Annotated in this window: 18 protein-coding genes and 1 pseudogene; 3 read left to right on the forward strand and 16 right to left on the reverse strand. The window is 60.8% G+C overall.

The window, feature by feature from the left end:
• Positions 1-13: 13 nt before the first annotated feature.
• From miaB to ACK9YZ_RS00150, 10 genes and pseudogenes are all read right to left on the reverse strand, one after another.
• Positions 14-1,423, reverse strand: coding sequence for a tRNA (N6-isopentenyl adenosine(37)-C2)-methylthiotransferase MiaB (miaB, locus tag ACK9YZ_RS00105; protein WP_416065258.1), 1,410 nt, complete (start codon positions 1,421-1,423; stop codon positions 14-16).
• A gap of 10 nt (positions 1,424-1,433) precedes the next feature.
• Positions 1,434-1,713 (reverse strand): annotated as a pseudogene (locus ACK9YZ_RS00110) (hypothetical protein).
• A gap of 49 nt (positions 1,714-1,762) precedes the next feature.
• Complete coding sequence (locus ACK9YZ_RS00115) at positions 1,763-2,560, reverse strand: lysophospholipid acyltransferase family protein (protein WP_216756825.1); 798 nt, start codon at positions 2,558-2,560, stop codon at positions 1,763-1,765.
• Between the two features lie 27 nt (positions 2,561-2,587).
• Positions 2,588-3,016, reverse strand: coding sequence for a Fur family transcriptional regulator (locus ACK9YZ_RS00120; protein ID WP_183727935.1), 429 nt, complete (start codon positions 3,014-3,016; stop codon positions 2,588-2,590).
• A 34-nt stretch (positions 3,017-3,050) separates the two neighbouring features.
• Positions 3,051-3,551, reverse strand: a complete 501-nt coding sequence (locus ACK9YZ_RS00125; protein ID WP_416065259.1) for a GNAT family N-acetyltransferase — start codon at positions 3,549-3,551, stop codon at positions 3,051-3,053.
• Complete coding sequence (tsaB, locus tag ACK9YZ_RS00130) at positions 3,548-4,207, reverse strand: tRNA (adenosine(37)-N6)-threonylcarbamoyltransferase complex dimerization subunit type 1 TsaB (protein WP_416065260.1); 660 nt, start codon at positions 4,205-4,207, stop codon at positions 3,548-3,550. Before tsaB ends, ACK9YZ_RS00125 begins: the two co-directional genes overlap by 4 nt.
• Positions 4,208-4,296: 89 nt before the next feature.
• Positions 4,297-4,863, reverse strand: coding sequence for a NifU family protein (locus tag ACK9YZ_RS00135; protein ID WP_112541816.1), 567 nt, complete (start codon positions 4,861-4,863; stop codon positions 4,297-4,299).
• Positions 4,864-4,970: 107 nt separating this feature from the next.
• A complete protein-coding gene (locus ACK9YZ_RS00140) occupies positions 4,971-5,462 on the reverse strand; it encodes a universal stress protein (RefSeq protein WP_007814929.1) in 492 nt (163 codons plus the stop codon).
• Positions 5,463-5,830: 368 nt separating this feature from the next.
• On the reverse strand, positions 5,831-6,895 hold the full coding sequence (trpS, locus tag ACK9YZ_RS00145) for a tryptophan--tRNA ligase (protein WP_216756829.1): 1,065 nt from the start codon (positions 6,893-6,895) through the stop codon (positions 5,831-5,833).
• A gap of 91 nt (positions 6,896-6,986) precedes the next feature.
• Complete coding sequence (locus tag ACK9YZ_RS00150) at positions 6,987-7,391, reverse strand: VOC family protein (protein WP_416065261.1); 405 nt, start codon at positions 7,389-7,391, stop codon at positions 6,987-6,989.
• Positions 7,392-7,578: 187 nt separating this feature from the next.
• Between ACK9YZ_RS00150 and ACK9YZ_RS00155 the strand changes: the two genes are divergently transcribed.
• Entirely contained in the window at positions 7,579-8,007 is a 429-nt protein-coding gene (locus ACK9YZ_RS00155) for a YcbK family protein (RefSeq protein WP_416065262.1), read from the forward strand.
• Between the two features lie 57 nt (positions 8,008-8,064).
• Here ACK9YZ_RS00155 and murJ read toward each other — a convergent pair whose 3' ends face one another.
• From murJ to mutS, 4 genes are all read right to left on the reverse strand, one after another.
• A complete protein-coding gene (gene murJ, locus ACK9YZ_RS00160) occupies positions 8,065-9,645 on the reverse strand; it encodes a murein biosynthesis integral membrane protein MurJ (protein WP_416065263.1) in 1,581 nt (526 codons plus the stop codon).
• On the reverse strand, positions 9,642-12,533 hold the full coding sequence (locus ACK9YZ_RS00165; protein WP_416065264.1) for a [protein-PII] uridylyltransferase: 2,892 nt from the start codon (positions 12,531-12,533) through the stop codon (positions 9,642-9,644). Before ACK9YZ_RS00165 ends, murJ begins: the two co-directional genes overlap by 4 nt.
• 114 nt (positions 12,534-12,647) lie before the next feature.
• Positions 12,648-12,923, reverse strand: a complete 276-nt coding sequence (locus tag ACK9YZ_RS00170; RefSeq protein ID WP_416065265.1) for a hypothetical protein — start codon at positions 12,921-12,923, stop codon at positions 12,648-12,650.
• An 11-nt stretch (positions 12,924-12,934) separates the two neighbouring features.
• On the reverse strand, positions 12,935-15,661 hold the full coding sequence (gene mutS, locus ACK9YZ_RS00175) for a DNA mismatch repair protein MutS (RefSeq protein ID WP_416065266.1): 2,727 nt from the start codon (positions 15,659-15,661) through the stop codon (positions 12,935-12,937).
• 113 nt (positions 15,662-15,774) lie between these two features.
• Between mutS and ACK9YZ_RS00180 the strand changes: the two genes are divergently transcribed.
• Positions 15,775-18,060 (forward strand): NADP-dependent malic enzyme, encoded by a 2,286-nt coding sequence (locus ACK9YZ_RS00180; protein WP_216756834.1) that lies wholly within the window; start codon positions 15,775-15,777, stop codon positions 18,058-18,060.
• A gap of 112 nt (positions 18,061-18,172) precedes the next feature.
• Positions 18,173-18,403, forward strand: coding sequence for a hypothetical protein (locus tag ACK9YZ_RS00185; RefSeq protein ID WP_416065267.1), 231 nt, complete (start codon positions 18,173-18,175; stop codon positions 18,401-18,403).
• A gap of 59 nt (positions 18,404-18,462) precedes the next feature.
• On the opposite strand, the gene ACK9YZ_RS00190 is transcribed toward ACK9YZ_RS00185, so the two are convergent.
• Both ACK9YZ_RS00190 and ACK9YZ_RS00195 read right to left on the reverse strand, forming a co-directional pair.
• Entirely contained in the window at positions 18,463-19,338 is an 876-nt protein-coding gene (locus tag ACK9YZ_RS00190; protein ID WP_416065268.1) for a GNAT family N-acetyltransferase, read from the reverse strand.
• 109 nt (positions 19,339-19,447) lie between these two features.
• The gene (locus tag ACK9YZ_RS00195; RefSeq protein ID WP_416065269.1) at positions 19,448-21,679 is read right to left on the reverse strand and encodes a hybrid sensor histidine kinase/response regulator; all 2,232 of its coding nucleotides are present in this window, start codon (positions 21,677-21,679) and stop codon (positions 19,448-19,450) included.
• Positions 21,680-21,698 lie beyond the last annotated feature (19 nt).

Genomic DNA, 21,698 nt, shown 5'->3' on the forward strand with positions numbered 1-21,698 from the left:
CGGGCTCCCTGGGTTAGACCTCAGCCTCTGCGCGTTCGGCAAACAGGCTGTTGGTTCCGGTTCCTGTGATTCGCACTTTAATAATGTCACCGATTTGCGATGCTTTTGCATCAACATTCACGGACTGCAACCACGGTGAGCGTCCGATGAGCTGTCCAGGCATGCGGCCCGGCTTTTCGAGGAGAAGATCGATTTCCTTGCCGATGCAGGACTCGTTGAATTCCTGCGTCTGCTTGAGAAGCAGTGCCTGCAGGCGTTCCAGCCGTTCTGCCTTGATATCTTCCGGCACCTGGTCCTTCAATTCCGCCCCGGGCGTACCCGGCCGCGTCGAATATTTGAACGAGAAGGCTTGCGCGTAACGCACCTTCTCAACGAGTTTTAGTGTATCCTCAAATTCCGCATCTGTCTCCCCCGGAAAGCCGGTAATGAAGTCGCCGGAGAGAGCTATGTCGGGACGCGCCTTGCGGATGCGCTCGATGAGGGAGAGGTATTCCGCTGCCGTGTGCCGGCGGTTCATGGCTTTGAGAATACGGTCCGAGCCCGCCTGAACCGGCAGGTGCAGATAAGGCATCAGCGTGCGAAGGTCGCGATGCGCCTCGATCAGCCGGTCGTCCATGTCGCGCGGATGGCTGGTGGTGTAGCGAAGTCGTGCCAGGCCGGGGATATCGGCAAGCCGGTAGAGCAGGTCGCCAAGGCTCCACTCTTCGCCCTTCGGGCCGAGGCCATGCCAGGCATTGACGTTCTGTCCGAGAAGGGTGATTTCGCGCACGCCCCCATCGACGAGCCGCATTGCCTCTTCGACGATCTGAGAGACCGGTCGCGAGACCTCGGAACCGCGCGTATAGGGCACGACGCAGAAGGTACAGAATTTGTCGCAGCCTTCCTGCACGGTCAGGAAGGACGTCACACCGCGGGCACGGATCTTCGGCGCTTCGGCAATCGGCAGATGCTCGAACTTGTCCTCGATCGCATATTCCGTATCGACGACGCGATGGCCTTCCTTGGCGCGGCGCAGCGCTTCGGGCAGGCGGTGATAGGTCTGCGGGCCGATAACGACATCGACAGCCGGAGCGCGACGCAGGATTTCTTCGCCTTCAGCCTGAGCGACGCAACCAGTGACACCGATCATCATCTCGCGGCCGTCGGCAGCCTTGCGTTTCTTCATCTCGCGCAGGCGCCCGAGCGCGGAATAGACCTTCTCGGCGGCCTTCTCGCGGATATGACAGGTGTTGAGCAGGACGAGGTCTGCCTCTTCCATGTCCTCGGTCGGCTCATAGCCGTCGCGCGCAAGAGCATCGCTCATGCGCGTCGAGTCATAGACGTTCATCTGGCAGCCATAGGTTTTGATGAAAACCTTGCGGCTATTGGAGCCATCGCGAAGAGAAGTCTCCGGGGCCTGAAGAAGGGCGCTGTCCTGGGTCATGGCGCGCTATTTAGTGGTTTTTGACGCGCGAGAAAAGGGACTCTCGCCTTAGAGCCTTTCCTGGCCAGATTGCAGCATTCTGCCGGAGCAGGTTTTCGTCAGGGCAAAGGCGATTGGCGACGGGCATACCCCAAGGTACGTCCGAGCCGATCGCCTTTGATCCTGGCGCAAAGATGCCCGGCCCTAGCTGGTTTGCAGGCAAACCAGCGGGTTGGCTGAAACGGGCTGCCTGATCGACCGGCCGGCTTGGCCGTAGATCTGGCTACGACGCGCGCCGGCCGGTCGACCATCCGACTCCGTTTGAGCCAACAGAATGCTTCAATCTAACCAGGAAAGGCTCTAACCGATGTCGCGGCCGCGCAGACTGCTGTTCAACAGGTTGCGGATGCGGGCGGAGATCATTGTGCTGACCGCCTTCCGATTGGTCTTCTCGCCATATTCGACCGCCTCGCCAAAGGAAACTTCGACGTCGATCGCCCCGCATTTCAGGATGTCGCTGAGATGTGGCAGAAGCTCGATATCGCCGGGCCAGGCCGCAAGCGGACGATGGTAGCGGCCCATGGCGATACCATGGACCTGCGTATAGGCGATGGACACCGGCTGGACCATAACCATGCCGGTCGGGGAATGGGGCACCGCCATGGCAGCCGCGCCGAAGAGCGACGATTTGACTTCCAGCAGGCGATTTCCGTCGGAGGTCGTTCCCTCGGGAAACAGCACGACGATTTCGCCGTCTGCCATGCGGCCGGCGATCTCGCTCGCCTGATCGCCGGTGCGGCGTTTTTCCTCGCGCACCACGAAGACGCTCTTCTGCAGCTTGGCGAGCGTGCCGAAGATCGGCCAGTCGCGCACCTCGATCTTGGCGATGAAAGCGACGTCGGCAATGGCCGACATGACCATGATGTCCATCCACGAGGAGTGGTTCGAGCAAAGCATCAGCGGACGGCGGCTTTCAAGCGTGCCGCCCACGCGAATCCGGATGCCGAGACAATAGCAGACGATGCGATGCCAGAGCCGGGGCAGTGTGCGGCGCAGCTTCCAGTCGAAATAAAGCGCCAGAACCTGCAGCGGCATGAGCAGGATGCTCGCGACAATGATGACGGTAAGCGCGAAGGTAATGCGCAGCCAGACGATCAAATGCGGCGCTCCCGGACTGCCATCCTATTAGATTTCGTCTTTCTTCAGCGGGATGCCGTAGAGTTCCAGCCGATGATCCACGAGCTTGAAGCCGTGTTCGCGCGCAATGCGTTCCTGCAATGCCTCGATTTCCGGTGAGCGGAATTCGATGACCACGCCAGTCTTCAGGTCGATCAGGTGATCGTGATGTTCTTCGGGGACCGTCTCGTAGCGGGAGCGGCCGTCACGGAAGTCGTGGCGGGCGATGATGCCGGCATCTTCGAACAGCTTCACCGTACGATAGACCGTCGAGATCGAAATCTTGGCGTCGACCTTGACGGAGCGGCGGTAAAGCTCTTCGACGTCAGGATGATCTTCGGAGTCTTCGAGAATGCGCGCGATCACGCGGCGCTGCTCCGTCATGCGCATGCCGCGTTCAGCGCAAAGCTCCTCAAGGGTCTTGGCTTCGTCAGTCATGGCTGCCTTCTCGTTATTCCTGTCGAGAAGGGAACTACCGAAGAACGCGCTTCATGACAAGCGCCGTGGAAGTAGCCCCATTGGCGTCCTTATAATAGCCCTTGCGTTCGCCCGCCTGCTCGAATCCGAGCTTGCGATAGAGGCCAAGGGCGGCGGTATTGCTGTTGTCGACTTCCAGGAACATGCTCTCGCCGCCGCGAAGACGCGCCTCGCGCATGGCGGCCTGCATCAGCCGCCAGCCGAGGCCGGAGCGAGCAACCTTCGCCTGTACGGCAACGGTCAGGATTTCGGCCTCGCCCGCCGCCTGGCGCGCAAGGACGAAGCCCGGCAGAGTCTTCTTCAGGATGGCATTGGTCTGGCGGGCGACGAAGCCGAAGACGGTGTTCTGCGAAAGCAGGCTGTGGAATTCGCCGTCACCCCAAGGGCGCGCAAAGCGCTCGCGATGCAGCACGGAAACATCGAGGCAATCCTCCGGCTCCATCGCGACGATTTCGAATTCCGGCTTCAGCGTCAGATAGGCTTCCAGCATTGTCATACTCTTGCAATCGCGTACCCGGCCTGCGGTTTGGCATCGGGTCCGCGCAGATAAAGGGGTTTCGGCTTTCCGGAATTCGGGCTCGCGGCCGCACCGAGGCGCGCCACGATGGAGATCGGGAAGGAGTTGGCCTGCTCGCCGGCCACATCGGGCTTCAGGAGTGGTGTCGCTGAACCGGTGATCTCACCGTCGAAACCGGCGGCAAAAGCCTTGGCCTCCGATACGCTCGCCGCATGCGCCTCGTCGAGCGGCGTGCCGTCGGCTGCGAAGGACTGGAGGTAGATTTCGTCCCGCTTGGCATCCATTGCCGCAAGCACGGGCCGGCCCGGCATCTTTTCGCGCTGAGCAGCCGCCATGACTTCGAGTGTCGTGATACCGACGGCTGGCACATTGAGGGAAAGCGCAAAACCGCGGGCTGCAGCAACGCCGACGCGGATACCGGTGAAGGAGCCTGGTCCGATGGTGACGGCGAGGCGGTCGACATCCGAGAGCGTAACGCCCGCCTGATCCAGCGCGCGGTCGACGATACCCATCAGATGTTCAGCATGTCCCTTGCCGATCATGTCCGATGCCTCCCCCAGCACCGTATTCCTGCCGCTGTCATAAATAGCGGCAGCGCAATCTACACCTGCCGTGTCGAGCGCCAGAACGATCATGCCATCAATTTCCGAATAAACTATTGTCGCCTATCCATAAATCCGTCTGGCCGAACCGAATATGAACGGCCGGACGCATCAGAGATTTTTTAAGCGGCAATCACTTCCTGCACTTCCGGAACGAAATGGCGCAGCAGGTTCTGGACACCGTGTTTCAGCGTTGCCGTCGAAGACGGGCAGCCGGAGCAGGAGCCCTTCATGTTCAGATAAACCTTGCCGTCCTTGAAGCCACGGAAGGTGATGTCGCCGCCATCCTGGGCAACGGCCGGACGCACGCGGGTCTCAAGCAGTTCCTTGATGGTCAGCACGATCGATTCATCGCCTTCGTCGAAGAATTCATCGCCCGCATCGACATCTTCCGAAAGGATGGAAGCGTCGCCCATGACCGGTTTGCCGGACATGAAATGCTCCATGATCGAGCCGAGAATTGCCGGCTTCAGGTGCTGCCACTCGGCATTGTCCTTGGAGACGGAGATGAAATCGTAGCCGAAATAGACGCCTGTGACGCCCGGAATTTCAAAGAGACGGGCAGCGAGCGGTGAAGCCTGGGCCTCATCGGCATTGCGGAATTCGGCCGTGCCGTTTTCCATCACCACCTTGCCGGGAAGGAACTTCTGCGTGGCTGGGTTCGGCGTGGCTTCGGTCTGAATGAACATCTCGCTCTCCATGCGGCGGGCTGTGACCTCTGCCGTCTTTAGAATTCTTCAAAAGAAAATAAGCCTATTGTCTGGCCGATTCAAGAGACTGATACTCAAGAAATGGCTTAACAGAGGGCGTCGATTTCCTCGTTGGTCAGTGTGTCGGGCAGCACGGTGACCGGAATGGGAAAGGCCGCTCCACGCCCTGCGACGGAGGAAACCAGCGGTCCCGGTCCTTCTTTGGCGGAGCCTGCGGCAAGCACGAGGATGGCGACGTCCCGGTCTTCCTCTATCACCGCATTGATCTGCTCGGCCGAATTGCCCTCGCGGATCACGATCTCAGGCTCGATGCCGATCGTCTCGCGCACGATCTGTGCGATCTTTGCGACGGTGGCTTCCGCTTCCTCGCGGGCTTCCGCCCGCATGATCTCCTCGACGCCGAGCCATTGCTGGAAATCGCCTTCGGGGATCACGTAGAGAAGGACGAGGCCGCCATTGGAATTCTTGGCGCGCCGCCCGGCATAATGGACGGCGCGTTGGCATTCGGGTGTCCCGTCGATCACCGCCATGAATTTGCGGCGATGACCTTCGAGCCGTGAGAGTCGCTTTGATACCATGGTGCGGACTCTGACACCTGTGACCGAAAATTTGCAAGCCCCCGTTTTGCACGGGAGCTCTGCATGTCGATGGGATTAGAGCCTTTCCTGGCTAGCTTGTAGCATTCTGCCGGAACAGGTTTTCGTCAGGATCAAAGGCGATTGGCGAATGGCATACCCTTGGTACGTCCGAGCCGATCGCCTTTGATCCTGGCGGAAAGATGCCCGGCCCTAGCTGGTTTGCAAGCAAACCACCGGGGTTGGCTGAAACGGGCCGTCTGATCGACCGGCCGGCTTGGCCGTAGATCTGGGCTACGACGCGCGCCGGCCGGTCGACCATCCGACTCCGTTTGAGCCAACAGAATGCTGCAATCTAATCAGGAAAGGCTCTAATAGAGGAAGCCGATGATCTCGCGAAGTTCGCGCATCGTCACGTCGGCGCGTGCCCTCGCACGTTCATTGCCGTTGCGCAGGATCGCATCGATATGGCTCGTATCGTTCATCAGGCGGCGCATTTCGCCTGTTATCGGCGATAGCACCTGAACGGCGAGATCGATCAGTGCCGGCTTGAAGACGGAGAATTGCTGGCCGCCGAATTCGGCAAGCACCTGCTCCTTCGTCTTGTCGGCAAGTGCGGCATAGATCGAGACGAGGTTTTCGGCTTCCGGTCGGCTTTCGAGGCCGGCCACTTCGCTCGGCAAGCCGTCCGGATCGGTCTTGGCCTTGCGGATCTTCTTGGAGATCGCGTCCTCGTCGTCCATCAGGTTGATGCGCGACAGGTCCGACGGATCGGACTTCGACATCTTCTTCGTGCCGTCGCGTAGCGACATGACGCGCGGCGCTGGCCCGCCGATCAACGGTTCGACCATCGGGAAATAGGCATGCACCGGCTCGTCGCCGACGGTGATGTCGATCCCGTAATTCGTTTTGCGGATATGCGAGGCGTAATCGAGATTGAACTTCATCGCGATGTCACGCGTCAGCTCAAGGTGCTGCTTCTGGTCCTCGCCGACGGGCACATGCGTGGCGCGGTAGACGAGAATGTCGGCGGCCATCAGGCTCGGATAGGCGTAGAGACCGAGCGAGGCCTGCTCTCGGTCCTTGCCGGCCTTGTCCTTGAACTGCGTCATGCGGTTCATCCAGCCGAGGCGGGCGACACAATTGAAGATCCAGGCGAGTTCGGCGTGCTGCGGTACGGCGGACTGATTGAAGACGATATGCTTTTCAGCGTCGATGCCGGAGGCGATGAAGGCGGCTGCGATCGAGCGCGTCTGTGACAGCATGTCCTCGTGGACGAGCTGCGCAGTCAGCGCATGCAGATCGACGACGCAATAGATGCAGTCGTTGCCGTCCTGGAGCTGCACGAAGCGGCGGATCGCGCCGAGATAATTGCCGAGATGCAGATTGCCCGTGGGCTGAACGCCAGAGAATACGAGCTTCTTGAATTCGCCCATGATGTTGTCCTCGATTAGGCTGGTGGAGGGCCCCAGGGCCAAAGGCCCATGTTGCTAACGCGGGCGCTTATGCACGCGCTCCCGGTCGCAATCAAGAGGCGGTGGGCGCAGCGTGTTGAATGAGGTCGAAGGTGTTGCCGTAAGGATCCGAAAAGACCGCAACGGTGCCGTAAACCTCATGTCGGGGTTCCTCCAGAAAGTGAACGCCGGAACCAAGCATCGCTGCGTGATCGCGCGCAAAATCGTCGGTTTTGAGGAAGAAGCCGACACGCCCGCCGGTCTGATTTCCGACGGCGGCTCGCTGAGCCTCATTTGCCGCCTGCGCCAGCAGAAAGGCCGCGCCATCCCCGCCCTTTGGCTTGACGACGACCCAGCGCTTGCCTTCCGGCTGTACTTCATCTTGAAGGCATTCGAAGCCGAGGGCCTCACAATAGAAGGCTTTGGCGCGGTCATAATCGTCGACGACGAGGGTGATGAGAAACAGGGATTGGGTCATGGGATCTCCAGATTGGGAAGTTTATTCCATTTCGATGTGATAAAATGCCCGATTTTACGCCAAATTGATCAGTCATCTTAGCTAAAATTGAGTATAAAATTTCACAGAAAAGCTTTCTTTGAACTGAAAATCCTCTCGCCGGGCTGGCGGCCCAAAGGGGCCGTCGGGATAACCGATCGGAGGGACCATGCAGAACGCCAGTTTGCTCGCCATGGCAGGCCTTTTCGCCCTACAATCAGCAACCACAGCCGTCGGTCAAGATCATCGACGGCAGACCAGCCAACTTCCCAAACACGAGACGCGCATTGCTTACACGATGCAGACCGTCAGCGTTCGCGCCAGCTGTTTTCCGGCGCGATTGCGGGCGGTTTTATCGCATATCGCGGCAAAGACCGGACGACGGCCGATGATAACTTCGGGCTTCCGGCCACACCCCCGCCGCCACGGTTCCATGCACGGGAAATGCCTTGCGGCTGATATCCGGATTCGCGGCGTGTCGGAGCGCACGATCATCGCCGCTGCGAAAACCGCACCCGGCATCGGAGGGATCGGCACCTATTGCAATGGCATCGTCCACGTCGATGTCGGGCCGCAGCGACGATGGGTGGATTGCTAAAGCAATTCCGGCAAAAATGTGCAGCGGTTTCGCGTCCGGAATTGCGTAAAAAGGACGTTAGGCATCTTTCGCCGGTGCCGGTTTGCGATTGAGGTTGCGCCGGATCATGCCGAGGTCTGCTCCGCCGATCAGGAAGGCGGTCGCGAAATAGACGACCATGGAAATCGCGATCAGCAGGCCAAGCGTGCCGACCTTGGTCAAAAGCGGCGCGCCCGAAGCAAGCCAGGGCGCCCAGTGCTGCTTGAGGTAGATGATGACTGTGCCCATGACAGCCGCGGCGACGACCAGCAGCGCTGCGCGTTTGGCCAGTGCCCATTCCCATGTCAGATGACCGCGGCGCAGAAGCGTGGTGAAGAGCAGCACGGTGCTGATCCAGCCGGCAGTGGCTTCAGCGACTGCGATGCCCGGCGCGCCCATATAGGGGAACAGCGTCAGCGCCGCGGCACAGTTGGTCGCCACCGCGATTGCTGAAAAACGCATCGGCGTCTTGGTGTCTTCGCGGGCATAAAAGCCCGGCTGCAGCGCCTTGATCAGCACGAAAGCCGGCAAGCCTATGCCGTAGATCGCCAGGATCGATCCGACGAGCAGGGTGTTGTCCTGATGGAAGGCTCCACGCTCATAGAGCACGCGAATAATCTCGTCGGAGAGGATCCACAGCGCGAATGCAGCTGGGATCGTCAGGAACAGCACGAATTCGATCGAGCGATTCTGCAGAAAGGCGGCCTCGCGCAATGCTCCGCCCTTGAGCGAACGGGCAAGCTCGGGCAGCAGAACCACACCGACGGCGACACCGACGACGCCGAGCGGAAGCTGGTAGATGCGATCGGCATATTGCAGGGCGGCAATCGCGCCTTCCCGGGAGGAGGCGATTGCCTGGCCGATGAGCTGGTTGATCTGCGTGATGCCACCGGTCACGGCCGCCGGAACCGCAAGGATCAGCAACCGCTTCACGTTCGGCGTTATCTTTGGAAAGCGGAAGCCGATGCTCATGCCGGCATGCAGCACGCCGACATAGACGACGACAAGCTGTAGGATGCCGGCGACCAGCACACCCCAGGAGAGATACCAGGCCGTCGCCAGCGGTTCGGCGCCGGTATAAAGCGCATAAAAGAGCGCGCCGATCATCACGACGTTAAGGAAGATAGGCGCGACGGCAGCGGCGAAGAAGTGATGCAGCGAATTCAGCATGCCGCTCATCATCGCCGTCAGCGACATACACATGAGATAGGGAAACATCACAGCGGCCATGCGGATGGTGATACCGAACTTCTCGGGATCATCAGCAAAGCCCGGCGCGATGACGAAGCGCACAAGCAGCGGCATGGAAAGCTCCATCACGATGGTGATGAGCAGCAGCACGGAAAAGAGAACGCCGAAGACTTCTTCCGAAAAGCGCTTGGCACCGTCAGTGCCGTTCGCTTCGATCTCCTTGGCAAAGAGCGGCACGAAGGCGGCGTTGAAGGCGCCTTCGGCAAACAGCCGGCGGAAGAGATTCGGGAAACGGAAGGCGGCATAGAAGACGTCGGCCATCGGCCCGGTGCCAAGGGCTGCGGCCATCAGCGTTTCGCGGGCAAAACCAAAGATGCGGCTGCCGAGTGTGGCGCCGCCGACCGTGGCGAATTTCTTGACGAGGCTCATGCGGGGGGACCGGCTTTCTTTTCGGCTGATGTAGCGGGTGGCGCGATGATGCCGGAAGGCATACGCTCGCGCAGTTCGTCCTGCTCCTCGGCCATGACCGCTTTCATACGGGCAGTGATATTCGCGCGTTTGCTGTCGCCGGAAATCTTCTGACCGACGAGATCGGTGACGTAGAATGTATCGATGACCTTTTCACCGAAGGTGGTGATGCGCGCGGATTGAATATCGAGCGAAAGATCGGACAGCACCGCTGTCATTTCCGAGAGCAGGCCCGGCCGGTCGAGACATTCCACCTCGATGACCGTAAACTTGTTCGACAGGCTGTTGGTGATCGTCACCGACGGCGGAATGATGAAGGCCTTGCTCTTCTTGCGGTTCTTCGCGCGGGTCGCGATCACCTCGGGCAGACGCTTGCGGCCGGAAAGCACGTCTTCGATCATCCTGCCGATCGTGGCGGCACGACGAAGCTCGTCCTCGTCGTTCGGAAACTCGCGACTGACATGGATCGTATCGAGCGCGCGGCCATCCGAAGTCGTGAAGATCTGCGCGTCGACGATGTTGGCGCCGGCAGCCGCGCAAGCACCGGCAATGACGGCAAGCAGGCGGGGATGGTCGGGCGAAAGAACGGTGATCTCGGTAATGGCATGGAAACTGTCGGTGCGCACCGAGGTCGCCAGCGCCTGGCCGGCCTTGTCCGCCTGGCGGATGAAATGCGCGTGGCGGATCTGGTCTTCCAGCGGCACGGAGAGCAGGTAGGGCTGGTAGTGCAGCTTGGCATAGGTGCGGCGGTCTTTCTGGCTCCAGTCGGACAGGGCCGCATAGAGCGCCTCGGCGGCAGCCTGGGCACGCTCCTTGCGCGACACCTCGGAGAAGCCGCCGGCAAGCAGCAGTTCCGTCTCGTAGTAGAGCGTGCGCAGCAACTGGCCCTTCCAGCCGTTCCAGACGCCCGGACCGACGGCGCGGATGTCGCAGATCGTCAGGATCATCAGCATCTTCAGCCGATCCAGGGACTGAACGCGATCGGCGAAGTCGGTGATCGTCTTGCGGTCCGTCAGGTCGCGCGTCTGGGCGACCATCGACATGGTCAGATGTTCCTCGATCAGCCAGACGACGATCTCGGTCTGCTTCTGCGACAGGCCGAAACGGGCGCAGAGCTTGCGGGCGACGCGGGCGCCGGCAATCGAATGGTCCTCCTGCCGGCCCTTGGCGATATCGTGCAGCAAGACCGCGACATAGAGCGCCTCGCGGTCCTCGATATGCGGCATGAGCTTGTTGGCGAGCGGATGCAGTTCCTCCGCCTTGCCCTTGTCGATCTCCGAGAGGACATCGATGGCGCGGATCAGGTGCTCGTCGACCGTATAGTGGTGATACATATTGAACTGCATCATCGCGACGATCTTGCCGAATTCGGGAATGAAGCGGCCAAGCACGCCGGCCTCGTTCATGCGCCGCAGGATCAGCGCCGGATCGCGCTTGGACGTCAGGATCGACAGGAACAGCCGGTTGGCCTCGTCGTTCTCGCGCAGATCGTTGTTGACGAGACCGAGTGAACGCGTGACGCGCTTCAGCGCATCGGGATGGAATTCGAGCCCGTTGATATCGGCGACATGGAACAGCCTGATAATGCTGACCGGATCGCGCTTGAAGACATCGGGATTGGCGAGCGCGATACGGCCGCGATCTTCCACGAACTCGACGCTGCCGGGGATCTTGCGGTTACGGTGGGTAAAGCGGCTGATGACGCCGGTCAGGCCGGGGATCGACTTTGCCTGCTGGTCTTCAAGTGCTGCACAAAGGATGCGGGTCAGATCGCCCACGTCTTTGGCGATCAGGAAATAGTGCTTCATGAAGCGCTCGACGGCCGAGAGGCCGGGGCGCGAATGATAGCCGAGAGCCTCGGCGATCTCGCGCTGGATATCGAAGGAAAGACGCTCCTCGGCCTTTCCGGTGAGGAAGTGCATGTGGCAGCGCACAGCCCAGAGAAAATCGTCGGCCTTTTCCAAGAGCCGGTATTCCTGCTTCGACAGCACGCCGAGCGGCACAAGATCCGCCGGGTCGCGGACGTGATAATAATATTTCGAAATCCAGAAGAGCGTGTGCAGGTCGCGAAGGCCGCCTTTGCCCTCCTTGACGTTCGGCTCGACGAGGTATCGCGTGTCGCCCGCTTTGCGGTGGCGCTCGTCGCGTTCAGCGAGCTTGGCGGCGATGAATTCCGGTCCGGTGCCGGTGACGATTTCCTTGTCGAAGCGGGCTTCCAGCTCGGTCTCCAGCGACTTCAGCCCGCAGATGTAGCGCATCTCCAGAATAGCGGTGCGGATCGTCATGTCGGATTTGGAAAGCGCGATGCATTCCTCGACCGTGCGGGTCGCATGCCCGACCTTGAAGCCCATGTCCCACAGCATGTAGAGCATGAACTCGACGGCCTTGTGCGTCTCTTCCGCCGGCTTCGGCAGGAAGAGGAAGAGCAGGTCGATATCGGAGCCCGGCGCCAGCGTGTCGCGGCCATAGCCACCGACAGCGGTCACCGCAAACTTGTCCTTCTGCTTCGGGAAGACATGCTCGGTGGCGAAATTATAGAGAACGGCAATGATCTGGTCCTGCAGCCAGGAAATGCGGTGGGCGCAATCAAGTCCGCCACCTTGGGCATCGAGCAGGTCACGCGCCTTCCTGCGGCCTTCGACGCTCGCCTTCTTCAAAACGGCAAGAAGATCGTTGCGCAGCACGTCGGGACGGTTGCGGTTGGCTTCGGCAATGGCGTCGCTTTGCCCCTGCAGCAGTTCCACATCGAGGATTTCTGAGAAATCGATGTCGTGCATCCCCATCGGCCGAGCGGTTGCCTCTTCGGTCCGGGCCGCGTGCTCGTGGCGTGCCTCTGATTTCGTCTGCATGCGCTATTGCCTCTTTGCCCGCCTGATGACACAGGCGTTCATATTGCATGAACCCTTAAATTTGGCGAAATGGTGTTGGCAAGCCGTTGGAGAGGGACGCTTTGCCGCAAGTTCTCAGGCTGAGCCCTGTGCCAGCAGCGTATTGAGAACTTGCCGAGTCTCGCTCATGATGCCGTTAAGCGTCGCCTTGTCACATTCTCGGTATCCAGCGTCAATGATCGCACCGCTCAGTTCGCCGATCACAAGGCAGGAGCTGGTGATCTTCGCCATGCCGATCGGCGTGTTCCAGCCGCGTGCCTCAAGATTACCATCCGATTGTTTCATGATTTCGAGCATCGAGACGATGACGGAGAGGCGCTGCGTTTCCTGAAGCAGTTTTTCCATGAACACGGGGGCTGCTCCTACTTCATCTTCTTTTTGAGGTCGTAAAGCGCATCGAGCGCCTCTCGCGGTGTCATGTCGTCGAGGCTCATCGTCTTCAGCGCTTCCTCCACCTTGGAAGGCCCGCGGGATGTCTCTTCGCGGCGCACGGCCACCTGGAAGAGCGGCAGATCATCGATCAGCTGGCTCGCCGGATTCTTCCGATCGGCATCTTCCAGGCGCGTCAATACATCGCGTGCTCGGGCGACGACAGAAGCCGGCAGGCCGGCAAGCCGCGCGACCTGAATGCCGTAGGATCGGTCGGCCGCACCTGGACCGACTTCATGCAGGAAGATGACGTCGCCGTCCCATTCCTTCACCCGCATTGTCGCGTTCGATAGCCGGGCAAGCTTTTCGGAGAGCACTGTCAGCTCGTGGAAATGCGTGGCAAAGAGCCCACGGCAGCGATTGGCCTCGTGCAGATGCTCGACGGCGGCCCAGGCGATGGAAAGGCCGTCGAAGGTCGCAGTACCACGGCCGATCTCGTCGAGAATGACGAGGGAACGATCGGTTGCCTGATTGAGGATTGCAGCCGTCTCGACCATTTCCACCATGAAGGTGGAACGCCCGCGCGCCAGATCGTCGGAGGCGCCGACGCGCGAAAACAGCCGGTCGACAATGCCGATATGCGCTGACGTTGCCGGCACGAAGGAACCCATCTGGGCGAGAATCGAGATCAGCGCGTTCTGCCGCAGGAAGGTGGACTTACCGCCCATATTCGGGCCGGTCAGCAGCCAGATCGCCCCATCCTTGCCGTCGGAGACCGGCGACAGATCGCAATTATTGGCGACGAAGGGGCCGATGGACTGACGCCGCAGGGCCTGTTCGACAACAGGGTGACGCCCGCCCTCGATGGCAAACATCTTCGATCCGTCGACCAGTGGCCGGCAATAAGCCTGCTCTTCGGCAAGCAATGCCAGCCCTGCCGCAACATCGATGACGGCCAGCGCCCGGGCGCCGGCTTTGATCGCTTCGGCTTCGGCGACAGTCGCTTCGGTCATCCGATCGAAGGCCTCAAGCTCGATCTGCAGTGCGCGGTCGGCGGCATTGGCGATGCGGCTTTCGAGATCGGCGAGTTCCGTCGTCGTGAACCGCATGGCATTCGCCATCGTCTGGCGATGGATGAACCGAGCCTTCGCCTCGGCCGTATCTGTCATCGGTCCGGCATTGCCGGCGGTGACCTCGATGAAATAACCGAGGATATTGTTGTGCTTGATCTTCAGCGACTTGATGCCGGTCTCGTCGGCATATTGCAGCTGCAGACCGGCAATGACCCGGCGCGACTGGTCGCGCAGCGCCCGAACCTCGTCGAGGTCGGCATTCGCGCCGTCGCGCAGGAAGCCGCCATCGCGTTTTAGGAGCGGCAGCTCCTCGGCAAGGTTTTCCGCAAGCAAGGTTTCGAGGCCTGATGGCAGTGCCTGCAGCCCCTTGCGCGCCTGCTCCAATTCTTCCGGCAACATCGCGCTTCCCAGTAGACCGGCGATATGCGCGGCGGCGCCGAGCCCCTGACGAATCGCCCAGAGATCACGCGGGCCGCCGCGGTCGAGTGCCAGGCGGGAGAGCGCTCGCGGCATATCGGGCACATGTTTCAGCGCATCGCGCAGCTCGCCGCAGAGCGACGGTTCCTGCATCAGGAAGCCGATCGAATCCAGCCGCTCATTGACGCGGATGGGATCGGTCAGCGGCGACATCAGCCGTTCGGCGAGCAGTCGCGCCCCGCCGCCGGTGGTCGTCCGGTCGATCGCCTTCAGCAGCGCGCCGTTGCGGTCGCCGGACAGCGTGCGCACAAGCTCGAGATTGGCGCGCGTGGCCGGATCGATGAACAGCGTCGAGGCGCCGCTTTCCCGTTCCGGCCGCCCGAGCGGCGGCCGTTCGGCAATCTGCGTCTTCTCGACATACGCGACGGCAGCTGCTGCAGCCGCAAGCTCGGCGCGCGAAAAACTTCCGAAACCGTCGAGCGTCGAAACATCGAAATAGCGCGCTATGCGGGTCTCCGCCGTCGCGCTATCGAAAAGCACAGCCGGCTGTGGAACGGCCGTGCGGCCAAGCACGTCGAAGACTGATTTCAGCTCGCCGTCATAAAAGATCGTATCCGGCACGATGAGCTCGCGCGGATCGATACGCAGGATATCGGCAAGCAGCCGCGAAGCATCCGTCTCCGCCACCCGAAAAACGCCGGTGGAAATATCGATCCAGGCGAGCGCCAGCACAGGCTCGGTAGAGCCGCGAATGCGCGACAGCGCCATCAGATAATTTGATTCCGAGGGAGAAAGCAGCTTTTCCTCGGTAATGGTACCCGGTGTGACCAAGCGAATGACGTCGCGTTTGACGACCGATTTCGAGCCGCGTTTCTTGGCTTCCGCCGGGTCTTCCACCTGCTCGCAGACAGCGACGCGAAAGCCGAGCGCGATCAATTTCTGCAGGTAATCGTCGGCCGCATGCACAGGCACGCCGCACATCGGAATGTCCTGCCCCATATGCTGGCCGCGCTTGGTCAGCGTGATTCCGAGCGCACGCGAAGCCTCGAGCGCATCCTCGAAGAACAGCTCGTAAAAATCGCCCATGCGATAGAAGAGCAGCGAATCCGGATTATTCGCCTTGATCTCGATAAATTGTTCCATCATCGGCGTAGCCGAGGCGCGGCTTTCCTCAGTCGCGAGCTCGGCTGCCGAGAAGGCTTCGTTTCTGCTGTCTATTCGTGCGTTCACGGAGGTGCAGTTTTTCCCAAAAAAACAGGTGCCAACCCTATCCGCGCGCCGCTATAGATGACAACAGCAATTGGGAAAGAGGAAAACGTCACCCACAGACGTTTGGAGGAGGCATGTCGCAGATGGAGAAGAAAGAACGGCCGGTGACCTCTGTTACCGACAAGGAAGCGCTCGAATTTCACGCGATGGGTCGGCCAGGAAAGCTGGAGATCAACCCGACCAAGCCGATGGCGACACAGCGCGACCTCTCGCTTGCCTATTCTCCCGGCGTCGCGGTGCCCGTCAAAGCCATCGCCACCGATCCCGCCACCGCCTACGACTATACGACCCGAGGCAATATGGTCGCCGTCATCTCCAACGGAACCGCCATCCTTGGCCTCGGCAATCTCGGAGCATTGGCTTCCAAGCCGGTCATGGAAGGCAAGTCCGTCCTCTTCAAGCGTTTCGCCGATGTCGATTCGATCGACCTTGAAGTCGACACGGAAAATGTCGACGAGTTTATCAACTGCGTGCGCTTCCTCGGCCCGTCCTTTGGCGGCATCAATCTGGAAGACATCAAGGCGCCGGACTGTTTCGTCATCGAAAGCCGCCTGCGCGAGCTGATGGATATTCCCGTATTCCATGACGACCAGCACGGCACGGCAATCATTGCCGCTGCCGGCCTCATCAATGCGCTGGAGCTGACAGGCCGCGATCTCAAGACCACCAAGCTCGTCTGCAACGGCGCCGGTGCTGCCGCCATCGCCTGTGTCGAGCTCATCAAGTCGATGGGTTTTGCGCCCGAGAACATCATCCTTTGTGATACCAAGGGTGTCATTTATCAGGGCCGCACCGAAGGCATGAACCAGTGGAAATCGGCCCATGCGGCAAAGACCGATACCCGCACGCTGGAAGAGGCCATGAAGGGTGCTGACGTCGTTCTTGGCCTATCACAGAAGGGCGCCTTCTCCGAGGAGATGATCCGTTCCATGGCCGACCGGCCGATCATCTTCGCTATGGCCAATCCCGATCCGGAAATCACGCCAGAGGAAGTCTCCCGTATCCGTGACGACGCCATTATGGCGACTGGTCGTTCGGATTATCCGAACCAGGTCAACAACGTGCTGGGCTTTCCGTATATCTTCCGCGGCGCCCTCGACGTCCGCGCCACGACCATCAATGACGCGATGAAGATCGCTGCCGTGAAGGCGCTCGCAAGCCTCGCCCGTGAGGACGTGCCCGATGATGTCGCGGCCGCCTATCAGGGCAACCGTCCGCGCTTCGGCGCTCAATATATCATCCCGGTTCCCTTCGATCCGCGCTTGATCTCCGCCATTCCGGCAGCCGTTGCCGAAGCGGCGATCGAAAGTGGCGTCGCCCGCAAGATCATCAGCGATATGGCCGGCTACAAGCGAGAGCTGTCGGCCCGCCGTGATCCGATCGCCTCCACGCTCGCCAGCCTCTATGAGCGTGTCCGCCGTCATCCGAAACGCGTGGTCTTCGCCGAGGCCGAAGAGGAGCAGGTGCTGCGCGCCGCTATGTCCTACGCCAACCAGCAGCTCGGCACCGCCATTCTGCTCGGCCGTGAGGATTTGATCCGGGCGACTGCCGAGCGTGCCGGCATCGATCTCAATCGTCCGGGCCTGGAGATCGTCAATGCCCGTATCTCGACACGGGTCGACGCCTATATCGACTATCTCTATGCCCGCCTGCAGCGCAAAGGCTACCTGCACCGCGACGTGCAGCGCCTCATCCATAATGACCGCAACCATTTTGCGGCGACCATGGTGGCGCTTGGCGATGCCGACGGCATGGTGACCGGTATTACCCGCAACTATTCGACCGCGCTTGAGGACGTGCGCCGCTGCATCGACCAGAAGCCTGGCCATCGTGTGATCGGCGTGTCGATCGCGCTTTGCCGCGGCCGTACGGTCTTCGTTGCCGATACCGCGGTTCACGATATGCCGACGGCTGAGGAACTGGCCGATATTGCCGAGGAGGCCGCCGGCCTCGCGCGCCGCATGGGCTACCAGCCGCGCATCGCAATGCTTGCCTATTCCACCTTCGGCCATCCCTCGGGCGAACGTTCCGAGCGCGTCCGCGAGGCCGTGAAGATCCTCGACAAGCGCCGCGTCGATTTCGAATATGATGGCGAAATGTCCGCCGACGTTGCCCTGAATCGCAAGGCGATGGAGCAATATCCCTTCTGCCGTCTTTCCGGTCCGGCCAACGTCCTCGTCATGCCGGCATTCCACTCGGCTTCAATTTCGACGAAGATGCTGCAGGAACTCGGCGGCTCGACGGTCATCGGCCCGATCCTCGTTGGTCTCGACAAGGCGGTGCAGATCACCTCGATGGGTGCCAAGGACAGCGATATCGTCAACATGGCTGCGATCGCGGCCTATGGCGCCGGTTCCTGATTGATGGAGAGGGCGAAGCGCGCATCCGGTTCGCCCTCGAATGACCTAGCCGGCAAAGGCAATCAGGTTCTCATCCGGATCGCAGACGATGCACCCTATGGCTCCAGTCTCAATGGTTGATGAAACGGAACATTCTTTGCTGTGTATTCAAGAAACAACGTCTTCACGTCATCAAGCGGTATCGTCGCTGAAAGGATATCCTTATCCCGTTGGTGAAGTTCCGGATCGAAAACCGGAACTGCTTGGCCTTCTTCTTGAGGTTTTCCAGATTCGGCATGGCGCGAGGTTTGATCTTGTAGGCGGGCATAGCCCAGCCGGCACCAATGCCGATGCGCCCTACTGACGACGCCATGAGAGAATGAATGGATCGCCGTTAGCCGTCAAGCGATGGCTATGCTGCGACTAGCTGGCGAAACGGCCGGCATCTGCGCCGTAATAGTTCAAATAGCGATCGGAAATGCTGGATATAGGCAGCACGATCAGCACGTCGGTCGTGTTGAAGGCCTGGTCGACCACTGCGCTGGAACCAACCATGGCGCCGAGGCGCAGGTAACCCTTGATGAGTGGCGGCAGCGCCATCAATGCCCTTTTCGGATTGACGCCTTCAGCCGGCATCAGGTCCATATCGCGGGCCAGATGCGGCAGCGCGCCGACGGCCCATTCATCCTTGGCAAGCACATTGTGAAAAAGGAACGAAAGAGCCAGCGCGTGGCTTTCCGGGTAAATTCCCGGGAAGGAGGCGCAGCCGAACATGGCGCTCATGCCGTGCTTCAGCGCATAGGCCCAATTGCCCTGCCAGAGCAGTTCGACCGTGCGTTTGGTGCGGTATTCCGGCAGCACGCAGGAGCGCCCGAGTTCCATGAAGCGCTTGTCGGGATGACGGGAAATCAGTTCGTCGATCGCAAATTCGGAAGCCGAGTAAAAACCGCCATTGGCCATGGCGATTTCCTGCCTGAGCAGGCGGTAGGTACCGACGATCTGGTCTTCGGCATCGCCATCGATCGAGCGGTCGAGAACCAGAAGATGGTCGCAGAAAGCGTCATAGGCATCGAAGTCGCGCTCGCGGCGCATGGCGTCCGCCGGCAGCTGAGCTTTCATTTCCTCGACGAAAACGCGGTAGCGCACGGCCTGTGCGGCATCGATTTCGCGTGCACTGCGGGCAAGGCGGGTCTCGAGGTTGCCGATGCGGCCGAGAACATCGTCTTCCTTCGGGGCGGCAGCCGTCGACGGCCGGGAGGCCTCGGCGGTAGCGTCACAATTGAGGATGTCAACAGACATGGCGATTCTCCCGTTGCCGGCTTATCACACGCCATAAAACACTTATATGCGACAGGAAAGTGACATACCGAATTTTGTGCACGCAAGAAACGTGCCGATTTCTCCAGCTTCAGCGCGCCTCAGCGCGGCGGGCTGAAAGAGCAACAACCGCCTGTACTTCGGTGAGCAGCCTGACCGGATCTACCGGTTTTACCATGACGCGATTGGCGCCGTTGAGCAAGACCTGTCGCCGCGATTCGTCGCTCTTGTCCGCAGTCAGAACGATGACCGGAACCGGTTGAAGATCGAGCCGCCGCTCGTGTCCGCGAAGGCGTCCGAGCATGTCGATACCGTTGCCGCCGGGCATGGAAAGATCGCTGATGATGATGTCGGGTCGATCGTCACCGAGCGCGCTGTCCAGCAGAGATTCGAAATCCTCGAAATGCCGGACCGAATGGCCGCCCTTTTCCAGCATGACATGCACCAGCATGGCGTTGATCGGGTCGTCCTCGCCGAGCAGGATGGAGAGCCCGTCGCCTGTCGTCGTGCGTTCTGCAACCGAGAGGCCGATGCCCGGTTGGTTGTCGTTCAGCGCGTCGCGCTTTTCCATGCCGCGCATGCGCCCGCGCAGGACGTCGATCAGCGACTGTTCGCGCAGCGGCCGGATCAGCCACGCATCGAAGAGGTCGAGCGAATGCGAGTTGCGCTCTTCCGGATTGACGAGCAGCACCTTGCGCAGGCCGAGTCCTGCAATCTCCGTGCGATCGGCGATATGCAGCGAGAACTCCTCGGACATGCGGTGGTCGACGATGATATCGGTGGGCCGGTCGCCGCTTCGGGCAAGCGACAGCAGGCTTTCGCGCGCCGCCTCGCCGCCGGCGACCAGATGACAGCGCCCCCCGAGCGTCGTGATCGTCTCGGCGATCGCCGTGCGAGCCGCACCCGCCGGGGCGAGCAGCACGATGCTGTTTCCTGCCAGCAATGTATTCCGGCTCGTGGTATCTTCCTCGGAGAGTTCGGCCGGAAAGCGGATGGTGAACTGGCTGCCCTTGCCCCTTTCGCTTGCGACTGCCAGCGAGCCGCCGAACTCGCGCAGGATGCGGGCGGAGATCGCAAGGCCGAGGCCCGTGCCATTGCTCTTCTGGACAAGGCTGCCGCCCTGCTCGAATTCACCGAATATGCGCGCCTGCTCCTCCGCTGTCATACCAGGCCCGGTATCGGTCACCGATATCAGCAATTCGTTGGCCGCTCTTGAGACACGGATGAAGACGCCGCCGGCCTGCGTGAACTTCACCGCATTGCCGATGACGTTGAAAAGCACCTGCCGCAGGCGCGCCGGATCGAAGCTCATCAGCTCCGGCACGTCGGAAGAGACGGTCGCACCGATCTCGATGCCTTTCTCATGAGCGCGATGAGCCAGCATCTCCACAACGCTCTCGACGAGTTTACGCAAGGATTCCGATCGTGGGCGGAGCTGGAAACGGCCGACCTCGATGGTCGAGAAGTCGAGCAGATCCTCGACGAGCTGGGTCAGCGCATGGCCGGACTGACGGATACTGGTGAGATAATTCTGCTGTTCCTGCGTCAGCTTCGTTTCGGAAATCAGATGCGCCATGCCGAGAATGCCTGATAGAGGCGTGCGGATTTCATGGCTGACGGTGGCGAGCAGCCGCGATTTGGCGGCGCTGTTATATTCGGCCTTCTGCCGGGCTTCCTCGCGGCCTTCGGCAGCAAGCCGCTCTTCGGTCACATCGCGCGCGATGCTCTGCAGAAGCAGGCGCCCGTTTGCCGGGTCGCGGGTCACGACATCGTGCCAGAGAAAGATGCGCTGTCCGGCGGGCGTTGAAATCTCCACGTCGTAACGATGCGGCTGCGGGCCGGGACGGAAGGCAAGGCCGATCTCCTCGCAGGTCTGGCCTTCGGGTTTTGCGCGCCCCGTGAGGCGGCGGAACGTCTCGTTGGCGCCGATGATGCGCCGGTCCATCATCCGGGTGACGACGATATCGTCGAGCACGTCATGGACCGTGCCGAGCAGGCCGGTCGCATCGACGCGTTCCGGCGTTTCCGAGCTGCGGCCGCCGTGCCTGTTTCCGGTCCTGAAAAGAAGAGCAAGATAACCTGCAATGGCAGCAATCAGGATGAGGCCGAGGCCAGCCATGAGCGGGCCGCCCCAGTGGGAAAGCAGCAGCAGCAGGATCGCCGAAAGAAGACCGGATCCGCCGAGCCAGTGGAAGAGCAATGGATGCCGGGAGCGAAAAAGAGCCGGCGACAATTCACCCGCCGTGCGGCCGTGATAGGCCCTAGCGGCGGCTCCGCCGAATGCGGCGGACAATCGTTCCTGTAGCTGCGCCATACTCTGCATGCAATACAGCTAACATATC

The organism is Rhizobium sp. ZK1, assembly GCF_047782645.1.
Classification (GTDB): Bacteria; Pseudomonadota; Alphaproteobacteria; order Rhizobiales; family Rhizobiaceae; genus Rhizobium.